The 18355-nt window shown below is 35.6% G+C and carries 18 protein-coding genes; 5 read left to right on the top strand and 13 right to left on the bottom strand.

Features of this window, described 5'->3' with window-relative positions; translation table 11 throughout:
• Nucleotides 1-498 precede the first annotated feature (498 nt).
• Both V6S17_RS05455 and V6S17_RS05450 read right to left on the bottom strand, forming a co-directional pair.
• Entirely contained in the window at nt 499-1620 is a 1122-nt protein-coding gene (locus tag V6S17_RS05455) for a glycerate kinase (RefSeq protein ID WP_029092540.1), read from the bottom strand.
• Nucleotides 1621-1717: 97 nt separating this feature from the next.
• The gene (locus tag V6S17_RS05450; protein ID WP_051536021.1) at nt 1718-2614 is read right to left on the bottom strand and encodes a TetR/AcrR family transcriptional regulator; all 897 of its coding nucleotides are present in this window, start codon (nt 2612-2614) and stop codon (nt 1718-1720) included.
• A 194-nt stretch (nt 2615-2808) separates the two neighbouring features.
• On the opposite strand from V6S17_RS05450, the gene V6S17_RS05445 reads away from it, so the two are divergent.
• Together V6S17_RS05445 and V6S17_RS05440 are read left to right on the top strand one after the other, a co-directional pair.
• Nucleotides 2809-4296 (top strand): DHA2 family efflux MFS transporter permease subunit, encoded by a 1488-nt coding sequence (locus tag V6S17_RS05445; protein ID WP_029092541.1) that lies wholly within the window; start codon nt 2809-2811, stop codon nt 4294-4296.
• Between the two features lie 131 nt (nt 4297-4427).
• Nucleotides 4428-4988 carry a GNAT family N-acetyltransferase gene (locus V6S17_RS05440; protein ID WP_036027743.1) on the top strand — a complete coding sequence of 187 codons (561 nt, stop codon included), beginning with the start codon at nt 4428-4430 and terminating at the stop codon, nt 4986-4988.
• Between the two features lie 96 nt (nt 4989-5084).
• Here the strand turns inward: V6S17_RS05440 and V6S17_RS05435 are convergent, their stop codons facing one another.
• On the bottom strand, nt 5085-5345 hold the full coding sequence (locus tag V6S17_RS05435; protein WP_029092543.1) for a hypothetical protein: 261 nt from the start codon (nt 5343-5345) through the stop codon (nt 5085-5087).
• 100 nt (nt 5346-5445) lie between these two features.
• Complete coding sequence (locus V6S17_RS05430) at nt 5446-5787, bottom strand: winged helix-turn-helix transcriptional regulator (RefSeq protein WP_029092544.1); 342 nt, start codon at nt 5785-5787, stop codon at nt 5446-5448.
• A gap of 142 nt (nt 5788-5929) precedes the next feature.
• Here V6S17_RS05430 and V6S17_RS05425 point away from each other — a divergent pair, with 142 nt between their 5' ends.
• Nucleotides 5930-6271, top strand: a complete 342-nt coding sequence (locus V6S17_RS05425) for a DoxX family protein (protein WP_029092545.1) — start codon at nt 5930-5932, stop codon at nt 6269-6271.
• A 154-nt stretch (nt 6272-6425) separates the two neighbouring features.
• Here the strand turns inward: V6S17_RS05425 and V6S17_RS05420 are convergent, their stop codons facing one another.
• From V6S17_RS05420 to V6S17_RS05410, 3 genes are read right to left on the bottom strand one after another with little or no spacing between them, the layout of a single operon-like run.
• Entirely contained in the window at nt 6426-7790 is a 1365-nt protein-coding gene (locus V6S17_RS05420) for a PTS ascorbate transporter subunit IIC (protein WP_029092546.1), read from the bottom strand.
• A 21-nt stretch (nt 7791-7811) separates the two neighbouring features.
• On the bottom strand, nt 7812-8093 hold the full coding sequence (locus tag V6S17_RS05415) for a PTS sugar transporter subunit IIB (RefSeq protein ID WP_029092547.1): 282 nt from the start codon (nt 8091-8093) through the stop codon (nt 7812-7814).
• Nucleotides 8086-10131, bottom strand: a complete 2046-nt coding sequence (locus V6S17_RS05410) for a BglG family transcription antiterminator (RefSeq protein ID WP_029092548.1) — start codon at nt 10129-10131, stop codon at nt 8086-8088. The genes V6S17_RS05415 and V6S17_RS05410 overlap by 8 nt, the downstream gene beginning before the upstream one ends.
• Nucleotides 10132-10684: 553 nt before the next feature.
• Here V6S17_RS05410 and V6S17_RS05405 point away from each other — a divergent pair.
• Both V6S17_RS05405 and V6S17_RS05400 read left to right on the top strand, forming a co-directional pair.
• Nucleotides 10685-11218 carry a hypothetical protein gene (locus tag V6S17_RS05405; RefSeq protein ID WP_211250383.1) on the top strand — a complete coding sequence of 178 codons (534 nt, stop codon included), beginning with the start codon at nt 10685-10687 and terminating at the stop codon, nt 11216-11218.
• Nucleotides 11219-11408: 190 nt separating this feature from the next.
• Nucleotides 11409-12518 (top strand): hypothetical protein, encoded by a 1110-nt coding sequence (locus V6S17_RS05400; RefSeq protein ID WP_141690174.1) that lies wholly within the window; start codon nt 11409-11411, stop codon nt 12516-12518.
• A 177-nt stretch (nt 12519-12695) separates the two neighbouring features.
• Here the strand turns inward: V6S17_RS05400 and V6S17_RS05395 are convergent, their stop codons facing one another.
• The 6 genes from V6S17_RS05395 to V6S17_RS05370 all read right to left on the bottom strand — a co-directional run bounded on the left by V6S17_RS05395 (nt 12696) and on the right by V6S17_RS05370 (nt 18189).
• Nucleotides 12696-13622 (bottom strand): transketolase family protein, encoded by a 927-nt coding sequence (locus V6S17_RS05395; RefSeq protein WP_029092550.1) that lies wholly within the window; start codon nt 13620-13622, stop codon nt 12696-12698.
• A complete protein-coding gene (locus V6S17_RS05390; RefSeq protein WP_029092551.1) occupies nt 13615-14457 on the bottom strand; it encodes a transketolase in 843 nt (280 codons plus the stop codon). Before V6S17_RS05390 ends, V6S17_RS05395 begins: the two co-directional genes overlap by 8 nt.
• 11 nt (nt 14458-14468) lie before the next feature.
• On the bottom strand, nt 14469-15830 hold the full coding sequence (locus V6S17_RS05385; protein ID WP_029092552.1) for a PTS ascorbate transporter subunit IIC: 1362 nt from the start codon (nt 15828-15830) through the stop codon (nt 14469-14471).
• 18 nt (nt 15831-15848) lie between these two features.
• Nucleotides 15849-16130 (bottom strand): PTS sugar transporter subunit IIB, encoded by a 282-nt coding sequence (locus tag V6S17_RS05380; protein WP_029092553.1) that lies wholly within the window; start codon nt 16128-16130, stop codon nt 15849-15851.
• A gap of 1 nt (nt 16131) precedes the next feature.
• Nucleotides 16132-17361 (bottom strand): BglG family transcription antiterminator, encoded by a 1230-nt coding sequence (locus V6S17_RS05375; protein WP_080712974.1) that lies wholly within the window; start codon nt 17359-17361, stop codon nt 16132-16134.
• 105 nt (nt 17362-17466) lie between these two features.
• Entirely contained in the window at nt 17467-18189 is a 723-nt protein-coding gene (locus V6S17_RS05370) for a helix-turn-helix domain-containing protein (RefSeq protein WP_080712975.1), read from the bottom strand.
• Between the last annotated feature and the right edge of the window lie 166 nt (nt 18190-18355).

The following is an 18355-nucleotide window of genomic DNA, read 5'->3' as shown; positions in this document are numbered from 1 at the left end:
GTATGTTGCACCTATTCTGAAATAAAATGCACTTATTAGCGGAATCTATTTGCAACTCAAATAAAAAAGCAGTCCATTTCAGAACTACTTTTTAGATCTATTTATCGACTACTTCTTTGTTGAAAATTAGTGGTTCCGCTATTCTTTGTAAACAAAAAAACAACTGCACAGAATAAAGTGATGACTTTATTCTACACAGTTGCTTTGTGTGCTATTAATTATAATAGGGAGTTGGGAAAAAAATTCGTTAAATATCTACTGTATTGGGGATACTAAATTACACCTATAGGGTTGGGGAGAGTGTAATTTGAGATAAACATCTAACTAGCACTGTTTTAATTTAACACGTTTGACCCCATTATTATTCTTCAATTTTAGCTATTTAAGTTACAATATTGAAGAATCGACTGTTTGCTTAATTAAAACCAGCTTATTTATCAATTAAATTTGAAGCTATAACCGACAATATAACTCATTTGATGATAACTTTTTTGTACGTCAGCTTTTTTTATCCCATTCTAATAGGATAAAAGTACGTTCAACTGCAGCTGCCAAATTAGTTGCTGCCGCAGAAATCGCTTCAGGGATAGTCACTGGCCCTTGCACAATGGGTACCACAGCTCTAATTCCTTCAGATGCAACTGCTGCAACATCACCTTCAAATCCGCCAACAAACGCAATAACTGGTACTTTTGCAGCTTTAGCTTGACGTGCGAGTGTAATCGGTAATTTTCCCATTAAACTCTGGCTATCCATTCGACCTTCACCTGTAATCAGTAAATCTGCTGTTTCCAATGCTTCCTGCAATTGATTAGCTTCTACTAACATCGTAGCGCCAGATTGCAGTTGACCTTTTAGAAAGAAACGGAGCGCAAAACCAATCCCACCAGCTGCCCCATCACCCGCTTCGCTTGTAAGCGCGCCAGTTGCTACTTCTAAATAATGCTGCATTGCTTCATCATAGGCAATTTCTTCATCAGGTAATAAGCCTTTTTGGGCGCCAAATACTCGCACTGCACCGTTCTCACCAATCAAAGGGTTCGTAACATCACTGGCACCAATGATGGTTGTGTTGGCTAATCGTTTATCTAAGAGAGATAAATCAATATAAGCCACTTCACCGAGATCAGCACCACACCCCTGTAAACGTTCACCGCGTCGATTAAAAAATTGACCGCCTAGAACAGTCACTAAGCCAATCCCCCCATCAATTGTTGCACTACCACCTAAACCAAGCACAATTTTTTGTGCCCCTTTATCCAATGCATCGCGCATTAAATGACCGGTTCCTGCACTTGTACGATTCAATGGATGTGTATCAGCTGATGCATACTGAATACCTGACGCAGCACTCACATCAATATAAGCCGTTTTTTCAGTAGGGACCCAGCCATACTTTGCTTCGATTTTTTTAAAAGCGGGTGATACCGTAACGACATGACACCATTCACCGTCTGATTGACCTGACATGAAGGCCTCAGCTGTACCCTCGCCACCATCCGCCATTGTAAATGATAGTGCATGATGACCTCTTGTTGTCACAATATCTGCAATAATACGATTAGCTGCTTCACTTGTTAACGCACTTTTCATTGAATCCATCGCAATGATAATATTCATAGACTCACCCCATTGTTGTTTTAAAAACCTTCTCTCTTAGTTATATATCCTCTTATAGTAATAATTAACCTATTTTTCGAATATAAATAGACTTCATTTAACGTTCGTTTAATAATTCTCTTAAAAATGTTCTATAGACACAATATTCTTCTATCTCTTTATTATGTAAAACCTTCTCTATCGATAGTGTAAAACTTTCAAAAATAAAATCGTCACTGAAATTTTCGTCCAAAATATTTTTTTGGATAAAGAACAACATTTTTGTTAGATAATCGTTATCACCTTCTGAAAGATTACTTTTAGTATCTAGCGCTTTTTTTAAATTCATCGTAACTAAAGTTAAACGACGTTTATTATCAATACCGCCTTCAATTTGCGGAAAATAATCAGCGATATCTTGATTGGTAAACAAAGGTGTCGCCATTACATCACTATGTTGTACCAATAATAATGACTGATCCAATGCGTACCGTATCATTTCCTCATTTGTGTATTTTTTATTCACCGCACGATTCATTTCAAACATCATATGCGTTAATCCCATGAATTGCAGTGTCACATCAAAGGAATGTTCTTTTTTGTCTGATGGTAAAATATCCATCAAACGCTCATTGACCCAAACAATCATAAAGTAGCGGAAATTTTTAATAAAGGCGATGAGTTCTAAATCATTTGAAATCATCACATCATTAATTAATTCTTGTATTTTAATTTTATCGTTATTCCCCATCAACAATACCATTTGTTCAATGAAAATAGTGGGATCTTTCAAGTCTTTGCCTACTACCAAAGCATCTCGGCGTTCACGTAACAGTGCAAACATCGATGAAAAAACCGACTGAAATAATTCAGATTTTGATGAAAAATAATTGTAGAATGAACCTTTTGAAATACCACTTGCTTCTAATATATCTTGAATTGATGTGGCATGATAACCGTGTTTTATAAAAAGCTCACGGGCAGTATCGATGACATGCATTTTGCGTTTGTTCATATTGAGCGCATCCTTTCAATCGAATAATAGGGTTATTATAACACATGTACAATTAGTCCAATAATAAACCGCTAGTATAAAAACCTTGCAATCCACTAATAATCGGTGTACTATTAGCTCATACATAAACTGATAGTTCATAAAATGTACTATCGTTCCAATCGTAATTTCAATTAAAAGGAGAAATGAATATAATGTCAGAAACACACACACAAACCAACAAACCTAAAGTAGCCTACGGGGTCCTAGTGGTCTTAATGTTAGGGGCTTTCGTAGCGTTACTCAGCAATACGCTACTTAACATCGCGTTGCCTTCAATTATGAAGGATTTTAACGTCTCAGCTGCAACGGTACAATGGTTATCTACGGGTTATATGCTCGTTAATGGTATTTTAGTGCCAACCACAGCCTTTTTAATTAAAAAATTCTCTGCGCGTCAACTGTTCATTACTGCGATGGCGTTGTTCACAACAGGTACTTTAATTGCCGGTTTTGCAGGAAGTTTCAGTATTCTATTAACGGGTCGTATGGTTCAAGCTTCTGGGGCAGCAATTATGATGCCACTTTTGATGAACGTAATGTTAACAAGTTTTCCACCTGAAAAACGCGGGAGCGCGATGGGACTTTTTGGTCTTGTAATGATTTTCGCTCCAGCAATTGGACCTACACTTTCAGGTTGGATCATCCAAAATTATGAATGGCCGATGTTATTCTTCATGATTGCACCGATTGCATTTATCATCTTATTAATCGCTGTCTTTAGATTACATGATAAAAAAGAAAGTCTCCCTGGTAGTATTGATATCTTATCGGTTATCTTCTCAACATTTGGATTCGGAGGTATTTTATACGGCTTCAGTTCAGCAGGTAATAAAGGTTGGAGCGATGCGATTGTTATTACATCTTTAGTAGTAGGTGTTATCAGCTTAATTTCACTCGTATGGCGTCAATTCAAATTAGAAGAACCTATGCTCGATTTTCATGTCTTTAAATACCCAATGTTTGCCTTATCAACTGTCATTTCATTCACACTCAACATGGCAATGTTCTCAGCAATGCTGTTGATGCCCATCTACTTACAAAACATTCGAGGCATTTCACCGTTAGACTCTGGTTTACTATTATTGCCGGGGGCAATCGTAATGGGGATTATGTCACCTATTACAGGACGTTTATTTGATCGTTTTGGTGGCCGCATCTTGGCTATTATCGGATTATCAATTACAATTGTTACCACCTATTTCTTTGCAAAACTTACATTAGATACCACTTATACTCAGTTAATCTGGCTTTACTCTATTCGTATGTTTGGTATTTCAATGGTAATGATGCCTGTTATGACAAATGGTCTTAATGCTTTACCAGCTAAATACACGCCACATGGTACTGCTGTAAACTCAACCATTCAACAAGTATCTGGTGCGATTGGTGGTTCATTACTCGTAACGATTATGTCGAATCGAAGTGTCACCCACGGTAAAGAACTGTTTGCAGATGCTGCCAAACAATTACAAGCCGCAACGTCTCCAGAAGCTTTAGCACACTTAAAAGAATTAATCACAATGAAAGCAACTATCGAAGGGATTAATGATGCTTTCCTAGTTTCAGCATTTGTAGCTGTCATTGCGTTAATTGCCTCATTCTTTATTAAACGCGCAAAAGCACCTACTTCTGAAAAGTAAGACGAACTGCAGAACAATGAAACGAATTAAATTAGCATTTTGACGATTCTTGTCAAGATGCTTTTTCTATTTTGTAAGACCACTAATATATATGGTATACTAGTCTCAATTTAACTGATAGGAGGCTAATTATGACAGCAGAACGTACGCAAACACAACTTTTATTGGCACAAAACACTGTTATTCCTGGCGAAAGAATTATTCTACGTCCTATTACATTCGATGATGCCGCTGATTTATATGAATATGGACATGATCCTGAAACAACTGAATTCGTCTTTGAAACACATGCCACTATTGAAGAAAGCATTTTGGGTATTGGTACTTATTTTATGTCTGATCCCATTGGAAAATTTGCCATTGAATTACGTTCAGAAAACAAAATGATTGGTACGTTTGATTTACGTGTTAATGAAAACGATTCAAAAGCAGAAATTGGTTATGTTCTTAATAAAGCCTGTCAGGGAAACGGGTATATGACCGAAGCCGGTGCATTAATACTTGATTTAGCTTTCAATACCTTACGTTTAAATAAAGTTTTTTCGTTACATGATGTGAAAAACCCCCAATCAGGGGCAGTGATGAAACGACTTAATATGACCTATGAAGGTACTTTACGGCAAGATAAATTCTTTAAAGGGAAATTTTGTGACTACAGTTATTACTCTATCTTAAAAACAGAATATCACTAATGACTCTGTGTTTACCTTACTTAAACAGCCACGTAACTATAGCGTGGCTGTTTAAATTTCCCCATAAAAAAACTAACTATAAAAATAAATTAAAAGTTAGTCTGCATATATCATTAAATCATAAATTCTTTGCATTCTTTCACCTGTTTCATTCAAAAAATCTTGATTAATCATCCCAAAATGAACAATTGCACAGTTGTAGTTCGTGTCAAATTTATCGTAACTAGCATAATTTTCAAAATACAACCTGAACTTATCTTCCTCAACCTTGATATCTTGGATAAACCCTTCAAAAATTGTAGGAGATACTTCCATTAAAAATTGATAATCATCTTTTTTCATATCAATAATAAACACCGTTTCACCTCTTTTTTGTCGTAAATCAAAAGACGTAGACAGATTCAATCAACTAGTGAGAGCCATATCTACTCGTTTGTTTTATAATTACACGTAATCTTTAGTTGAGGGGATTACCTTCTTCAATGTAATCGATATGTTCACTTCCCCATCGATGCATTTCTGAAAGTAAAGGGGTTAGTGTTTTTCCATGTGCAGTAACTGAATACTCCACTTTTGGCGGGATTTCAGGGAATACTTCTCTTTTCAAAATACCGTTTTTTTCTAGATCTCGTAGTTGCCCACTTAACATTTTTTTCGTGATTGAAGGAATCAGTCGTTGTAATTCACTAAATCGTAGCGTTTCATATTGAAAAATTTGAAATAAAATGATGACTTTCCATTTCCCGGTGAAAATTTCTAATGATTTTTCAATCGCATTTGTGCCGATTTTTTCATCCATGGTTACTCTTTAGATACCAGGTCACTATAAAGTGCCTCCTTACAAACTTAAAAGATATATTGTATTATAACCTTAGTCATTTATCGATAACAAGTTATTATTTTTGATAGTGATTAAATTATAATTAAAGGATGCGTGAGGAATGGTTATTTTTCAAATGATACTACAAGTCATATTAGCACTTATATTTTTAATGTCTGGCGCTGGAAAAGTAAAAGGTGGTACCGAATATGAAAAAGGCTTCGAAGCCTACGGTTTACCTGCTTGGTTTGTGCGTGTTACTGGTATTGTTGAAATTCTAATTGTTATTTTATTAATACTAGGATTTTGGTTCCCTATCACACTATTAATTGGAGCTGTGCTTACTATCTGTGTAGCTATCGGAGGCACTTTGGCACATATACGTGCAAAAGATGATTTTGTTAAAATGTTACCGATTATTTTCGTTGGGATTTTTGCTATTATTATTGTAATCATTGCCTAACCTAAAAATGACAATCAAAAAAACCTATAGAGTTGGCACTAAAAAGTGATCTCTATAGGTTTTATTTTGTATACTACCTGATTGTTTCAAATACTATTTTTGCTAGATACTATCTCTCAAAATTAATGTTATCAACCGAATCTACTACCCATCTTTATTCTTCTTCAATATTATTGACTGCTACTTTTGAAGGACGGAGAATACTTGGTAAAGCTAATACAATGACAAGTACAATCGCTAAACCGTATACACCAAATGATCCCATCATGTCGCCCAATTTACCGAGTGCAATTCCGATAACACCAAAGTCAACATCACCGAAGGTTGTATTACTAAATCCAAGGTCACCAAGCACTGGTAATAATAGTGCTGGTAAGAATGCAAGTAATAAACCGTTAACAAACGCACCTACCATAGCTCCACGACGCCCACCTGTTGCATTTCCAAAAATACCTGCTGTTGCACCACAGAAGAAATGCGGTACTAAGCCTGGAATAATTAAAACGCCTCCGGCAGCTCCAAGAATAAACATTCCAACTAAACCACCTACAAAACTACTAACAAACCCGATAATGACTGCTGTTGGTGCATAAGGGAAGAAGACAGCACAATCAACTGCTGGTACTGCGTTAGGAATTAGTTTTGTTGCAATTCCTTGGAAAGCAGGAATTAAATCTGCAAGAATCATACGAACACCTGCATAAACAATGGCTACACCGACTGCAAATTGTAAACCACTTAATACAGCAAAGATATAAGGTGACTTACCATCCGATATAGTAGAGACGAAATCGCTACCTGCTGCAATCGCAGCAATCAGATAAAAGACAACCATTGTTAAACCTGTCGAAATTGTTGTGTTGCGTAGGAAACTAAATTTTTCAGGCACTTTAATATCTTCTGTACTCGCACTTTTTCCACCTACAGCTTTACCAATCACTGCTGACAAGTAATAGCCTAAGCTGCCAAAGTGACCCAGTGCAACTTCATCACCATCAGTCACTTTAAGCGTAAAGCGTTGCCCGATTGCTGGTGAAATTGCTGACCATGCACCGAGGAAGAAACCACCTAACAAGACCATTTTCCAGCCACTGAAGCCTGTTGCACCTAAAACAGCTGATAAGAGACAAGCCATAAAGAAACTATGGTGACCTGTTAGGAAAACATATTTATAACGCGTAATACGTGCAATTAATAAGTTAAATAAAAGACCTACAACGAGAATACTCATCGTTTCGACACCTAATAAATCCTGAGCCACTGAAGTGATCGCTTCATTATTAGGAACAACACCTTTAATATGGAAACCTGCTTCAATCATCTTCGAAAGCGGTTCCAAATTACTCGAAATTACATTGGCACCGGCCGCTAACATCAAATAACCTAAAATCGGTCCTAATGTTCCTGTCAGCACTTTATGACCCGGTGACTTCAATGCAATCAAACCTACCATCGCCACAAGCCCCATCAAAATTGCCGGTTCACTTAACATATCTTTAAGAAATTCTAAAAATGCCATTTTAGTTCCTCCTCTGTACGTTTATTTTTGAGCCATTTCCAATAGTGTTGGTAACACATCTTCTTTAATTTTTTTGCGGTTCATGTAGCTGCGTGTAAAAACAACTTTTTGATCCGCTTTAAAAATATCAGCAAATTCTTTCACTGTCACAAATAAATCAGCATCTTTGCCTACCGCTGCATTAGAATCAATAGATTCCGCATCAATTTCAATGCCATTTTCCTTCGCTAATTCTTCAATTTTTAATTTCAACATTAAACTGCTACCAATTCCATTCCCACATACTGTTACAACTTTAATCATTGTCAACACTCCCTTTTGTTTTAATAATGCTATAAATTGCTTCAATTGTTGGAGCGACTACCAGTTCGGCAATCGTTTCTTCATCTTCGAGGATATTGGATAATTGCTTCAAAGCCGTTAAATGACTTTCACTGTCTACTGCACTCAATACGAACACCAATTGCACCTGATAATCATCATCACCGTCATGTCGTAAATCAAAATCGACGGGGTGTTTTAATTGTAAAAGACTCATCCCTAATTTCTTACTGCCACTTTCTGGTCGAGCATGCGGAATGGCAACATGTGGTGCAATCACGATGTAAGGTCCAACATCTTCCACCATTGTTATCATCGCTTCAATATAACCGTCACTAATATAATCATTCACTAATAATGGCTGTGCTGCTTGTTTGATTGCTTCTTGCCATGTGAGTTGCTGCTCGGTTTGTTGAATAAAGTCTGTGGTTACTAATTCATGCAAGTTAATCCCTCCTTGATCTTGTCTTTTTAAATTCATCAAGTCAGATAGTGCCTTAAAGAGCGCCTGTTCATCTTTCACTGAAGCATAACGCTGTACAACTGACATGACATCACTGACATTGACAGCTGCTTGTGCAGGTTGCCAATTAAAATCATGACGTAATTGTTTTTTTAACATCTCTTTTTCAACAGGGTTCAATATCGGTTTAATAACGTATAAGGGTTGTGTTGTAACAAAATGAACAGTCGAGAAAATTAAATCAAATGTACCCGCTGCTAAATCTGCTACTTCTGATACGCTGTGTACGGGTTGAAACGTAATATTTGGGAATAACAAACGCAGTTGGTATACCATGATCAAAGAAGAACTGACACCGTTAGGGCATACTGCCAATGCGCGGATACTTTTAGTTTCAGTCGGCAATTGTAACTGTCCACCAAAATGAATGGTAAAGTAAGCAATTTCATCAGCGGTTAACGGTTGTTTGACCGCTTCCTCTAAAGGTCGCAATCCCTTTTTTACAAGTTCATATAAATCCGTGTACTCGTCTTGTATCGTTTTAACATAAGGGTTATGAAGCGGTGTTCCAAATAATAGACGAAAATAGCAAGGGACTAAATGCTCATATAAACTATCAATTAATGTTTGTGATGCTTCAAAACTGTTTAACGTGTAGCGTTGCACCTCATTTATGATAGCCTCTGTTAATACTAAAAACGCTTTTTCTTGCACCAATCCTTGCTTACCTTGCAAACTTGATAATAACTGAGCGGTGACGAAAATCACGTTACCAGACCTATCGTTAGTTAAGCCTAGATACGTCGCCACCTCTTCAGCCATTTGTTGCATGGTTACGCTTTGAATGTATTGCAATTGTTGTGGCGAATAAACTAATTCATGTTGCTGTTCACCATGTTTGATAAAAAGTAGGAGCTGAATCACATGTTCAAACCGTTCATTAACGAAACGCACATCATATTTTGCAGCAAGTGACATCACAAATTCTCTTAATGCCTGTTTATCATCTGGTAGCTGCCATCTCGCAAAAATTAAATCGAGTAATTGACCCGCGTGCGGTGATTTTCGTAAGCTGTTTAAACTGGCATCAATACATCGACGAATATCGTGTTCAGGACCTGAAATAACATACCCTTCTTTACGTGAGTATTTTAGCGTTAAATCAAATACTGATAAAGAGGACTTCACTCTTTTTAAGGCGAGCACGACTGAGTTCTTACTCATATTCAATAACTGTTGATAATGTGCGTTAGACACCCACTCTTGCCTCAAATACGTATATAAGATCACCATATGTATACGCTCTTCGCCGTCTAGCAAAAGTTCTTGTGCTTGTATTGTCGTCCAGTCAGTTTTTAATGTGGCTGGTACACTAATATGTCCCTCTTTAATCGTAACCCGTGGGAGTGATAACGCAGCAAGTCGCTTATTTAACTGCTCTATTTCATACCACGCTTGTTTTTTCGTTACTTGCTGCTCAATTGCAAACTCTGCAATCGACAAAGTTGAGTGCGTCAACAATAATGTCACTGTCGTAACAAATTTAGAATCTAACATGTGTATGCCTCTCCTATCTCTACTTTCAGTCTATTGTAACCGCTTTCTTTATTCAATCTATTTTAAGCACTAAATATTAGAGCCAATTTCCTTTTTATTGGGCGGATGGTTTATAAGACCTTATCCCACATGACTTTAGATGCTGTGCTTATTTTCTAGTATACCAAACCAATTACAATTGATTGATGCGTTTTTGAGAACGATAAGACCCTTTGAATAGTCGTTAACCTTCTTCTTTCGTTCTATATCTAAACGATATTTTATAAGCGTTTGACTTAAAAAGTGGCTTTATCCGCCTTTTAACAGTTTGACTCTATTTAATAGCTTGCGTTTGTCATTTTTTTACAGTTAAAAACGTTCTTGTTATAAGAAAAAACAGGACATTATTATTGTAAAATGGGCTTTATGTAAATACTTTTTTAAAAAAAGTGTTCAGTATCTCTAAGTTGCTATATTAGAACTTAAAGCGTGTCAAAAAATAACCAAAACTATTCACACTATTAAGCTATAATTAGCAATATGTTTAATAGACATTAAAAATAGGAGGGATTAGATGATTAAAAAAGTTATATCACTCGTTGTTTTAGCAACTATTTTCACAGTATGTTTACCGATACAAGAAACAAACGCCAACACTACTGGAGCTAATTTAAAAGCATTAGAAACCACTTTAACATTGGACGAAGCAAAAATAATCGTTGCTAACTATGCAACAAATACGTCGTTAAGCGTTGATGAAGCAGAAAAACAATTAACAGCTGAGCTTGAGTCTAAAATTAAAGAGGATCGTTCCGAACAAATGAACCAAACTCACACAACTAGAGGAGCTAGCTCTGGCAAGTATAAGCTTTCTAAGTCCAAATATGTTGGTGATGTCTTTTATACACCCTCTTCTACTTTAGGGATCCCTCATGGACACAACGGTATCTATGTCAAAAAGGATCGTATAGTTGAAAGTATTCCTAAAACTGGTGTACGCAATATTGCCTACAACGGGCGTAATGTTGAAAAAACACAGTCATGCAAGATGTCAAAGTATCTCAAAAAAAATGCACTGCCGCCGCTAATTGGGCAAACTCACAAGTAGGTGAAAAATACTCTAAAAACTTTGCTACAAATAGAAAAACAGGCAAATATGGTGCAAAAAATTGTTCTAAACTTGTTTGGAGTGCTTACATCTTAAAAGCTGATATCGATATTGATAAAGATAAGGGTGCTGGTGTTTATCCAAAAGATATTCGTGATTCGAACTATACGCACACCTATAAAACGATTAAATGATGAATAGAAAAATAAAGGTCACACTAATAAGCAGTACGCTCATCATTATTTTGACTGTGGTTTTATATCACATAATAACGAACACTACAGATACCTCAACAACTGATAATAACAAAATAGCATTCTCCTTATATTTCACGAAAGATATGACTTCTGGCATCAACAAAGGTAAAATAATTTCATATCAAGACTCCACAATAAAAAATAAAATTTCTACTACAGGGATTGATAATGGCATTATTTTTTACGATGAAAACACACTACACTCATCAGATACAGAAACAATGTTTGCCTATGATGAAAATAATCTTCAAACGTATAAAAAGAAGCGTAAGTTTGAAAGCATGAGTATCAGTTCATTTAAATTTGGAAGTGATATAGTTCATATAAATAATAGTGGTTATGGCGATGACAACTCCTACAATACAACGTTATATAACGCTACAAAAAATAATCAGCTTATAATTAAAGATATAATCTCGAATGTCGGTCATTCAAATAATACACTATTTTTAATGTCTGATCGGGATGAAAACAATCGGATGACTATTTACACTGTTACATCAAAAAATGACCAACTCACCCCTGCTAAAAAACTTTATTTTCAAGGAACTAACAATGGTGAGTCTCATATCATTGGCGATTTAATTTATTATAATGAGTCACTCTTATTTGTCGAAGATGATGGTATTGGCAAAGTGAACTTCGTGATGATTAATCTTCCTGATAATAAAATAACTAAGAAAAAGCTTTTAAGCTATAAAACAAGCGATGAAATATCTGAATTAACACCTTATAGTAATACTAATTCTGTCTTTCTATTTAAAGAAAATTGCTATTTTTTAGATGCCACAGGTATTTTACACCAAGTAGATTTAAAAACGCTCACATTAACCAAACAAACATTAGCAAACGATACGACAAATAGATATATTGATATTAAGAAAGATTCGCTGTATCTCTTTGAGGAAAATGATACAAATAATTTGCTGAAAGAATACACATTAAAATCTGATGGAACATTGCATTTGAAAAGCACGACTAACGTTATGTTTCCGTTAACGATCTCCGGTATGTACCTCTCTAACTTTAAGGTTAAAAAATAGCCGCCATCTTTTAAAAAAACATTTTATAACCTCCTTATCCGTTTGAAATGTCATTAACAATTTTCAAATTAAATTCAAAACTATATTTCCCCATAAAAATAGCGACCTCCAGAAGTTAGATTTTAAGTCTAGCTTTTGGGGGTCGCTTCAGTCATGTGCTGTTTTTTATATTATGTTTTATTTATTCAAAACTTGTTCAACAGCCGCTACAATAGCTTCTTTTGTCAGCTCATATTCTTCCATCAAATAAGCCATTGTTCCGACTTGACCAAATTGTTCTTTTACACCAATACGACTCATTTTTACAGGATGCTGTTCGACAACAACTTCTGCAACTGCACTACCTAAACCACCAATAACATTATGATTTTCTGCGGTTACTATGGGTCCCATCTGGGCAATTTCAACGATTTTCGATTGATTTATCGGTTTAATACGAAACACATCTACTACTTTTGCAGAAATACCTTTTTTCAGTAGGGTTTCAGCCGCACACCTTGCTTCACTCACCATGATACCCGACGCTGCTATTGTAACATCGGTTCCTTCTACTACCGTTAACAATCCCTCTCCAAAAGCTTCATTTCCTTCGTAAATAGGTGGTGTCACTTTACGAACAGTACGAATATAATGCAAACCTTTCGTTTTATAACAATGCTCTAAAATATATTTGAATTGATGTGGATCTGATACTTCATAAACAGAAATATTAGGGATGGCTCTCATTAAAGCAAGATCCTCAAATGGCATGTGTGTACCACCATTCATCTCTGCAGTCACTCCGGCATCACTACCGACAATAATGGCATGATTTTGAGCAAACCCTAACGAAATAAACACCTGATCAAATGCACGTCGTGTCGCAAAAGGAGCAAATGTGTGGATGAAAGGGATATAGCCCGTTACTGACAAACCCGCAGCGACACCCATTTCCTCTGCTTCCATAATACCGACATTTATATATCTTTTTCCTAGCTCTTCTTTTATTTTATTCGTGCTAATCGAACTTGATAAATCGGCTTCTAAGCAGACTACTCGCTCATCTTTTTGTGCCAGTTCAAGCAATGTTTGTGAATAAACTTGTCTCATTTCCAGGTTAAACATGATTCGACACCTCATTCCCTAGTCTTAATCCTAACTCTTGAATCGCATCATTAATTTGTTGTTGCATGCTTTCATCTGGTCGAAGATGATGATTATCCTTCAAGTTTTCTAAAAAAGGCACACCTTGACCTTTAACTGTATCCAACACGATTGCTATTGGTTTTCCTATCATTTTTTTTGCTTCTTTCACAGCTTCAGATATTGCTTTAGTACTTCCTCCATCTATTCGCCAGCTTGCAAAACCAAAAGCTGTCATTTTTTCTACAAAATCAAACGGTTCGCATATTTCAGAGGTGAAGCCATCTAGTTGTTTTTTATTATCATCTATAAAAACAATCAAGTTGTCTAATTGATGATGTGCTGCAAATTGAAAAGCTTCCCAACATTGCCCTTCATTTAATTCACCATCTCCAACAATAACATAGGTGTTATTAGATCGTCCTGCAATTTTATGTCCTTTAGCGATACCAGTTGCACCTGATATACCTTGACCTAATGAACCTGTCGTTAAGTCTATTCCTGGGGTTTTATTACGATCCGGATGCGATGGTAAGCTTGTACCATTTTTATTCAAACTATACAGTGTCTGTTCATCAAAATAACCCTTCAAAAATAGCGTTGCATATAAAGATGGTCCTGCATGGCCTTTTGATAACACAAAATAATCGCGTTGAACATCATCTTTTTGAGCAACTGATGTGTTCATTTCTTCACCATATAAAACGGCTAATGTTTCCACAATTGAAAGACTGCCACCGTAATGCCCAAAACCTAACGTATGAAGTTCTCGTAAAGTATAATATCGAATTTTATCAGCAAATACTTCTAAATTCATATTGATTCCTCCTATTTTATTACTTCTGTATTTTTATTTTTTTTCATATATGTCAAAACAAACATCACTGCTAAAACTAACATAATACCAATGATAACGGCTATTTTCCCTCCAATGGAGGACAAGCCACCTAAGAAAATACCAGCAATGCCATAATCTGCATCTGAGAATGTGGAATCCGCAAAACCTAGGTTCCCTAAAACAGGCATTAATAATACAGGTAAAAAACTAATAAGAATTCCTTGAATAAATGAACCAAATATAGCTCCTTTTAAACCACCTGTTGAATTGCCAAAAACACCTGCAGTTGCACCACAGAAGAAATGCGGGACCACGCCTGGGATAATAATGACACCCCCTGAAAAAATCATGATCATCATACTGACAATACCACCAGCAAAACTAGAAAAGAAGCCTATTAAAACTGCATTAGGTGCATATGGAAAAATAATCGGACAGTCTAACGCCGGTTTTGCATTAGGGACAAGTTTCTCGGAAATACCTTTAAATGCGGGCACAATTTCAGCAAGTATTAAACGTACTCCAGATAAAATAACAAATACACCTGCAGCAAAAGTACCAGCTTGCTGTAAAGCATAGATCAAGTAGTTTGTTCCTCCACTAAGGTTTTCAGTAATGTAGCTGCTACCTGTAAATAACGCCACAATAATATAAATGATTCCCATCGTAATTGTAATACTGACCGTAGAATCACGTAAAAAAGCAAGACCTTTTGGAAAATTAATATCTTCTGTTGATTTGCTTTTAGTTCCAAATAATTTACCAACTAAGCCGCTTAATGCATAACCCACACCTCCTGTATGACCTAATGCAACAGTGTCATTACCTGTGATTTTTTTCATAAAAGGTTGTAAGATCGCAGGAGATAAGGTATTTACAATACCCAGTGCTAAACCGCCTAATAATATCAGTGGTGCGGTTGTAAAACCTGTCACTGATAAAATAACCGCAATCATACATGACATATAAAGAGTGGCATGCCCTGTTAAATAAATATATTTAAAGCGTGTAAAACGCGCAATGAGGACATTAAATATCATTCCAATTAACATAATAAGAGCCGTTGATGTTCCAAATTTGGTAAGTGCAATCGCTACAATCGCCTCATTGTTTGGCACAACTCCTTGCATATTAAAGGCAACTTTAAACATCTCGCCAAATGGCTCTAATGATGCCTGTACAACACCTGCTCCAGCGGTGACGACCAGGAAACCTACGAATGTTTTAATACCGCCTCGAAAAATATCACTTGTTGATTTTTTTTGTAAAACAAGACCAAGCACAGCAATTAATGCTACTAAAATAGCTGGTGTACTTGCGACATCGATTAAGACATTCAAAAAACTTTTCATGTTATTCCCTCCTCATTTTTATAAAATTCCAAAGTTCTGACATGCTTTTGTAACCTTTTCTTTCAGTTCATCCATATCAATAATGCTATTTAAAACAACAACATTTCCCAGATGTCCCGCACTATCTGCTAAATCTGCCGCTACAAAAAAGATATCTGCTAAATCGGGTGTTGTACTCCCCAAATCATAATGATTCACCTCGACAGTTTCTAATCCAAGCTCTTTTAGCACTGTTTTAATGTTCATTTCAACCATAAAACTTGACCCTAGTCCTGATCCACATACCGCTGCAATTTTCATCCTAAATCACTCCTTCATTTATAATTTTCAATAGTTCTGTTTGCGTCTTTGCTTCTAATAAACACTGTAATTTTTCTTTATGGGACAAGATTTTTGTCAAATCAGATAATGCTCTAAGATGCATCTCATTATCCACCGCTGCTAAACAAATAAAAATTCTGATCGGATGTTTTTCATCATCTAATAAAAAAACTGGTTCTTTCATTTTAAGCAATGACATTCCTAACTTATTAACGCCATCTTCTGGACGTGCATGCGGTAAGGCAACACCTTCGCCAATATGAATAAAAGCACCAAATTCCTTCACTTTATTTATCATCGCTTCGATATATTTTTTTTCAATACTACCATTGTTCACTAATGGTTTTGCACTGAGAGCTATAGCTTCCTCCCAATCAAGCTTTTCATCGGATACTTGGACAGTATCTTTATCTAATATTTCATTCAACATAGGGCCGTCCTCCTTCATTCCTCTAACCTCTTTCATCACCTTATTTGTAACGGTACGTAAGAGTTTTTCTTTGGTTATGCCTTTGCGTAAATCGACATGATCTAAAATTATTTCAACAATTTCATTAATAGAGGGAACGACTAGTCCAGGAATTAAGAAATCATGTTGCACTTCATGTAATAATTGATTTTTTTCTTTTGTCGTTAAAAGGGGGCATATCTGATAACCCTTTTTGGGCGATGCTATTGGAGCACTTGTAAAAATCATATCGTATTCTGCATCTGATAGTTGAGACACTTCACTAACTAAATAAATACCTTTAAATTCAATTGTGGGGAATAATTTTTTTAACTCTGCTGACATAATAAGAGAAGAACTAATACCATTAGGACAAACAATAATACCTCTGTAATTACTTATTTTTTCTGTGTGTGTTTGGTGAGCAATTTGACCACCAAATAGAATTGTAAAATAACCTACTTCATCTTCGGGAATAACTGTTTTCATCTCTTCTTCTAGTTGATAAAGTGCACTCTTCGTCAATTCAAAAAGTTCCTCATGCGACTCTTTAATCTGATCAATCATGACATTACTTAGAGGCATTTTATATTTGATTCGATAGATAGCAGGGACAAGATGGCTAAACAAATCAATTGCGAATTTTTGTCGATTACTAAAATTCACAACTGCTAATCGTTCCATATTACGGATGATTTTATCAGCAGTTTGCATCCAATGATTGAGCGAAGTATCACTAATATCACCCTGTACAATTGTCATTAAAATGATTGTGAAATAAGCAATTTCACTACTATTATCTTCATCCTCGGTATACTCTTTTAAAAAAAGTTCACTTAGTTTATATATATTAAGTTGTTCTAACTCTTAAAGTTCTTGCTTAGAAAAAATAACTGGATGTTGTAGTCTTCGACATAGTAACAAACCAATAAACCAAATAGTTTCCTCAATACGACTTGGGACAACTGACAATTCATTATTTTGAATAAATTTTTCAAAATTTGCTGTTAATTCCCAATAAAAGGTATTCGTTTTTATTTTCAATATTTGTGAAAGTCCCCACTTTCCTGTCTCAGTTATAGCTATTTTAAGAATGTATTTTCGTGCAACAGTTCTTACATTTTTTTCATTACCCACGAGATGAAAACCAGTTCTACGAGAATATGTTAATTGAATATTCATTCTCTCTAATTTTTTTCGCATTTTTTTTATATCAGCCAACACTGTATTACGACTAACTCTTAAAAAAGACTGATAATGAAAAACTGATAAATTTTCTAACTCAGTAAAAGTAATTAAATAGAGTAGTGCTTGTCTGTCAGACTCACTATAGACTATTGTCGCGAATTTCCGACCAATGATTACTTCGTTCCAACGATGTTGAACTAATGCCGAAATGAAAAACTGATCACCTGTTTGTTCAATTAACGGAAGACCGAGTAAAGTTAAATTCATATTAACTTTATCTATTTCCTCAAGCGCTTTACTCTCTGAACAAGACAAGAAGAACATCAGTTGTTCTTTTGTAATAATGTTTTCTTCCTTCTTAGCTAACTCCACAATAATACGATTGAATCTTTTGTTTATCATGTTTGCTCCCCCCACTAAAACTATATATTGTAAGCGCTCTATTTAATACTTAACTTCAGCACAATTTAACTTTTAACTTTTTTATCTATTGGACTCTAATTATTATTTTATACTCCATCACACCAAACTAAACCACTGGTGGCATGATTCTCACCTTAAAACTATA

The organism is Brochothrix thermosphacta DSM 20171 = FSL F6-1036, assembly GCF_036884295.1.
Taxonomy (GTDB): Bacteria; Bacillota; Bacilli; order Lactobacillales; family Listeriaceae; genus Brochothrix; species Brochothrix thermosphacta.
The sequence above is the reverse complement of the archived record's forward strand: the minus strand, read 5'-3'. Positions and strand labels throughout refer to the sequence as shown.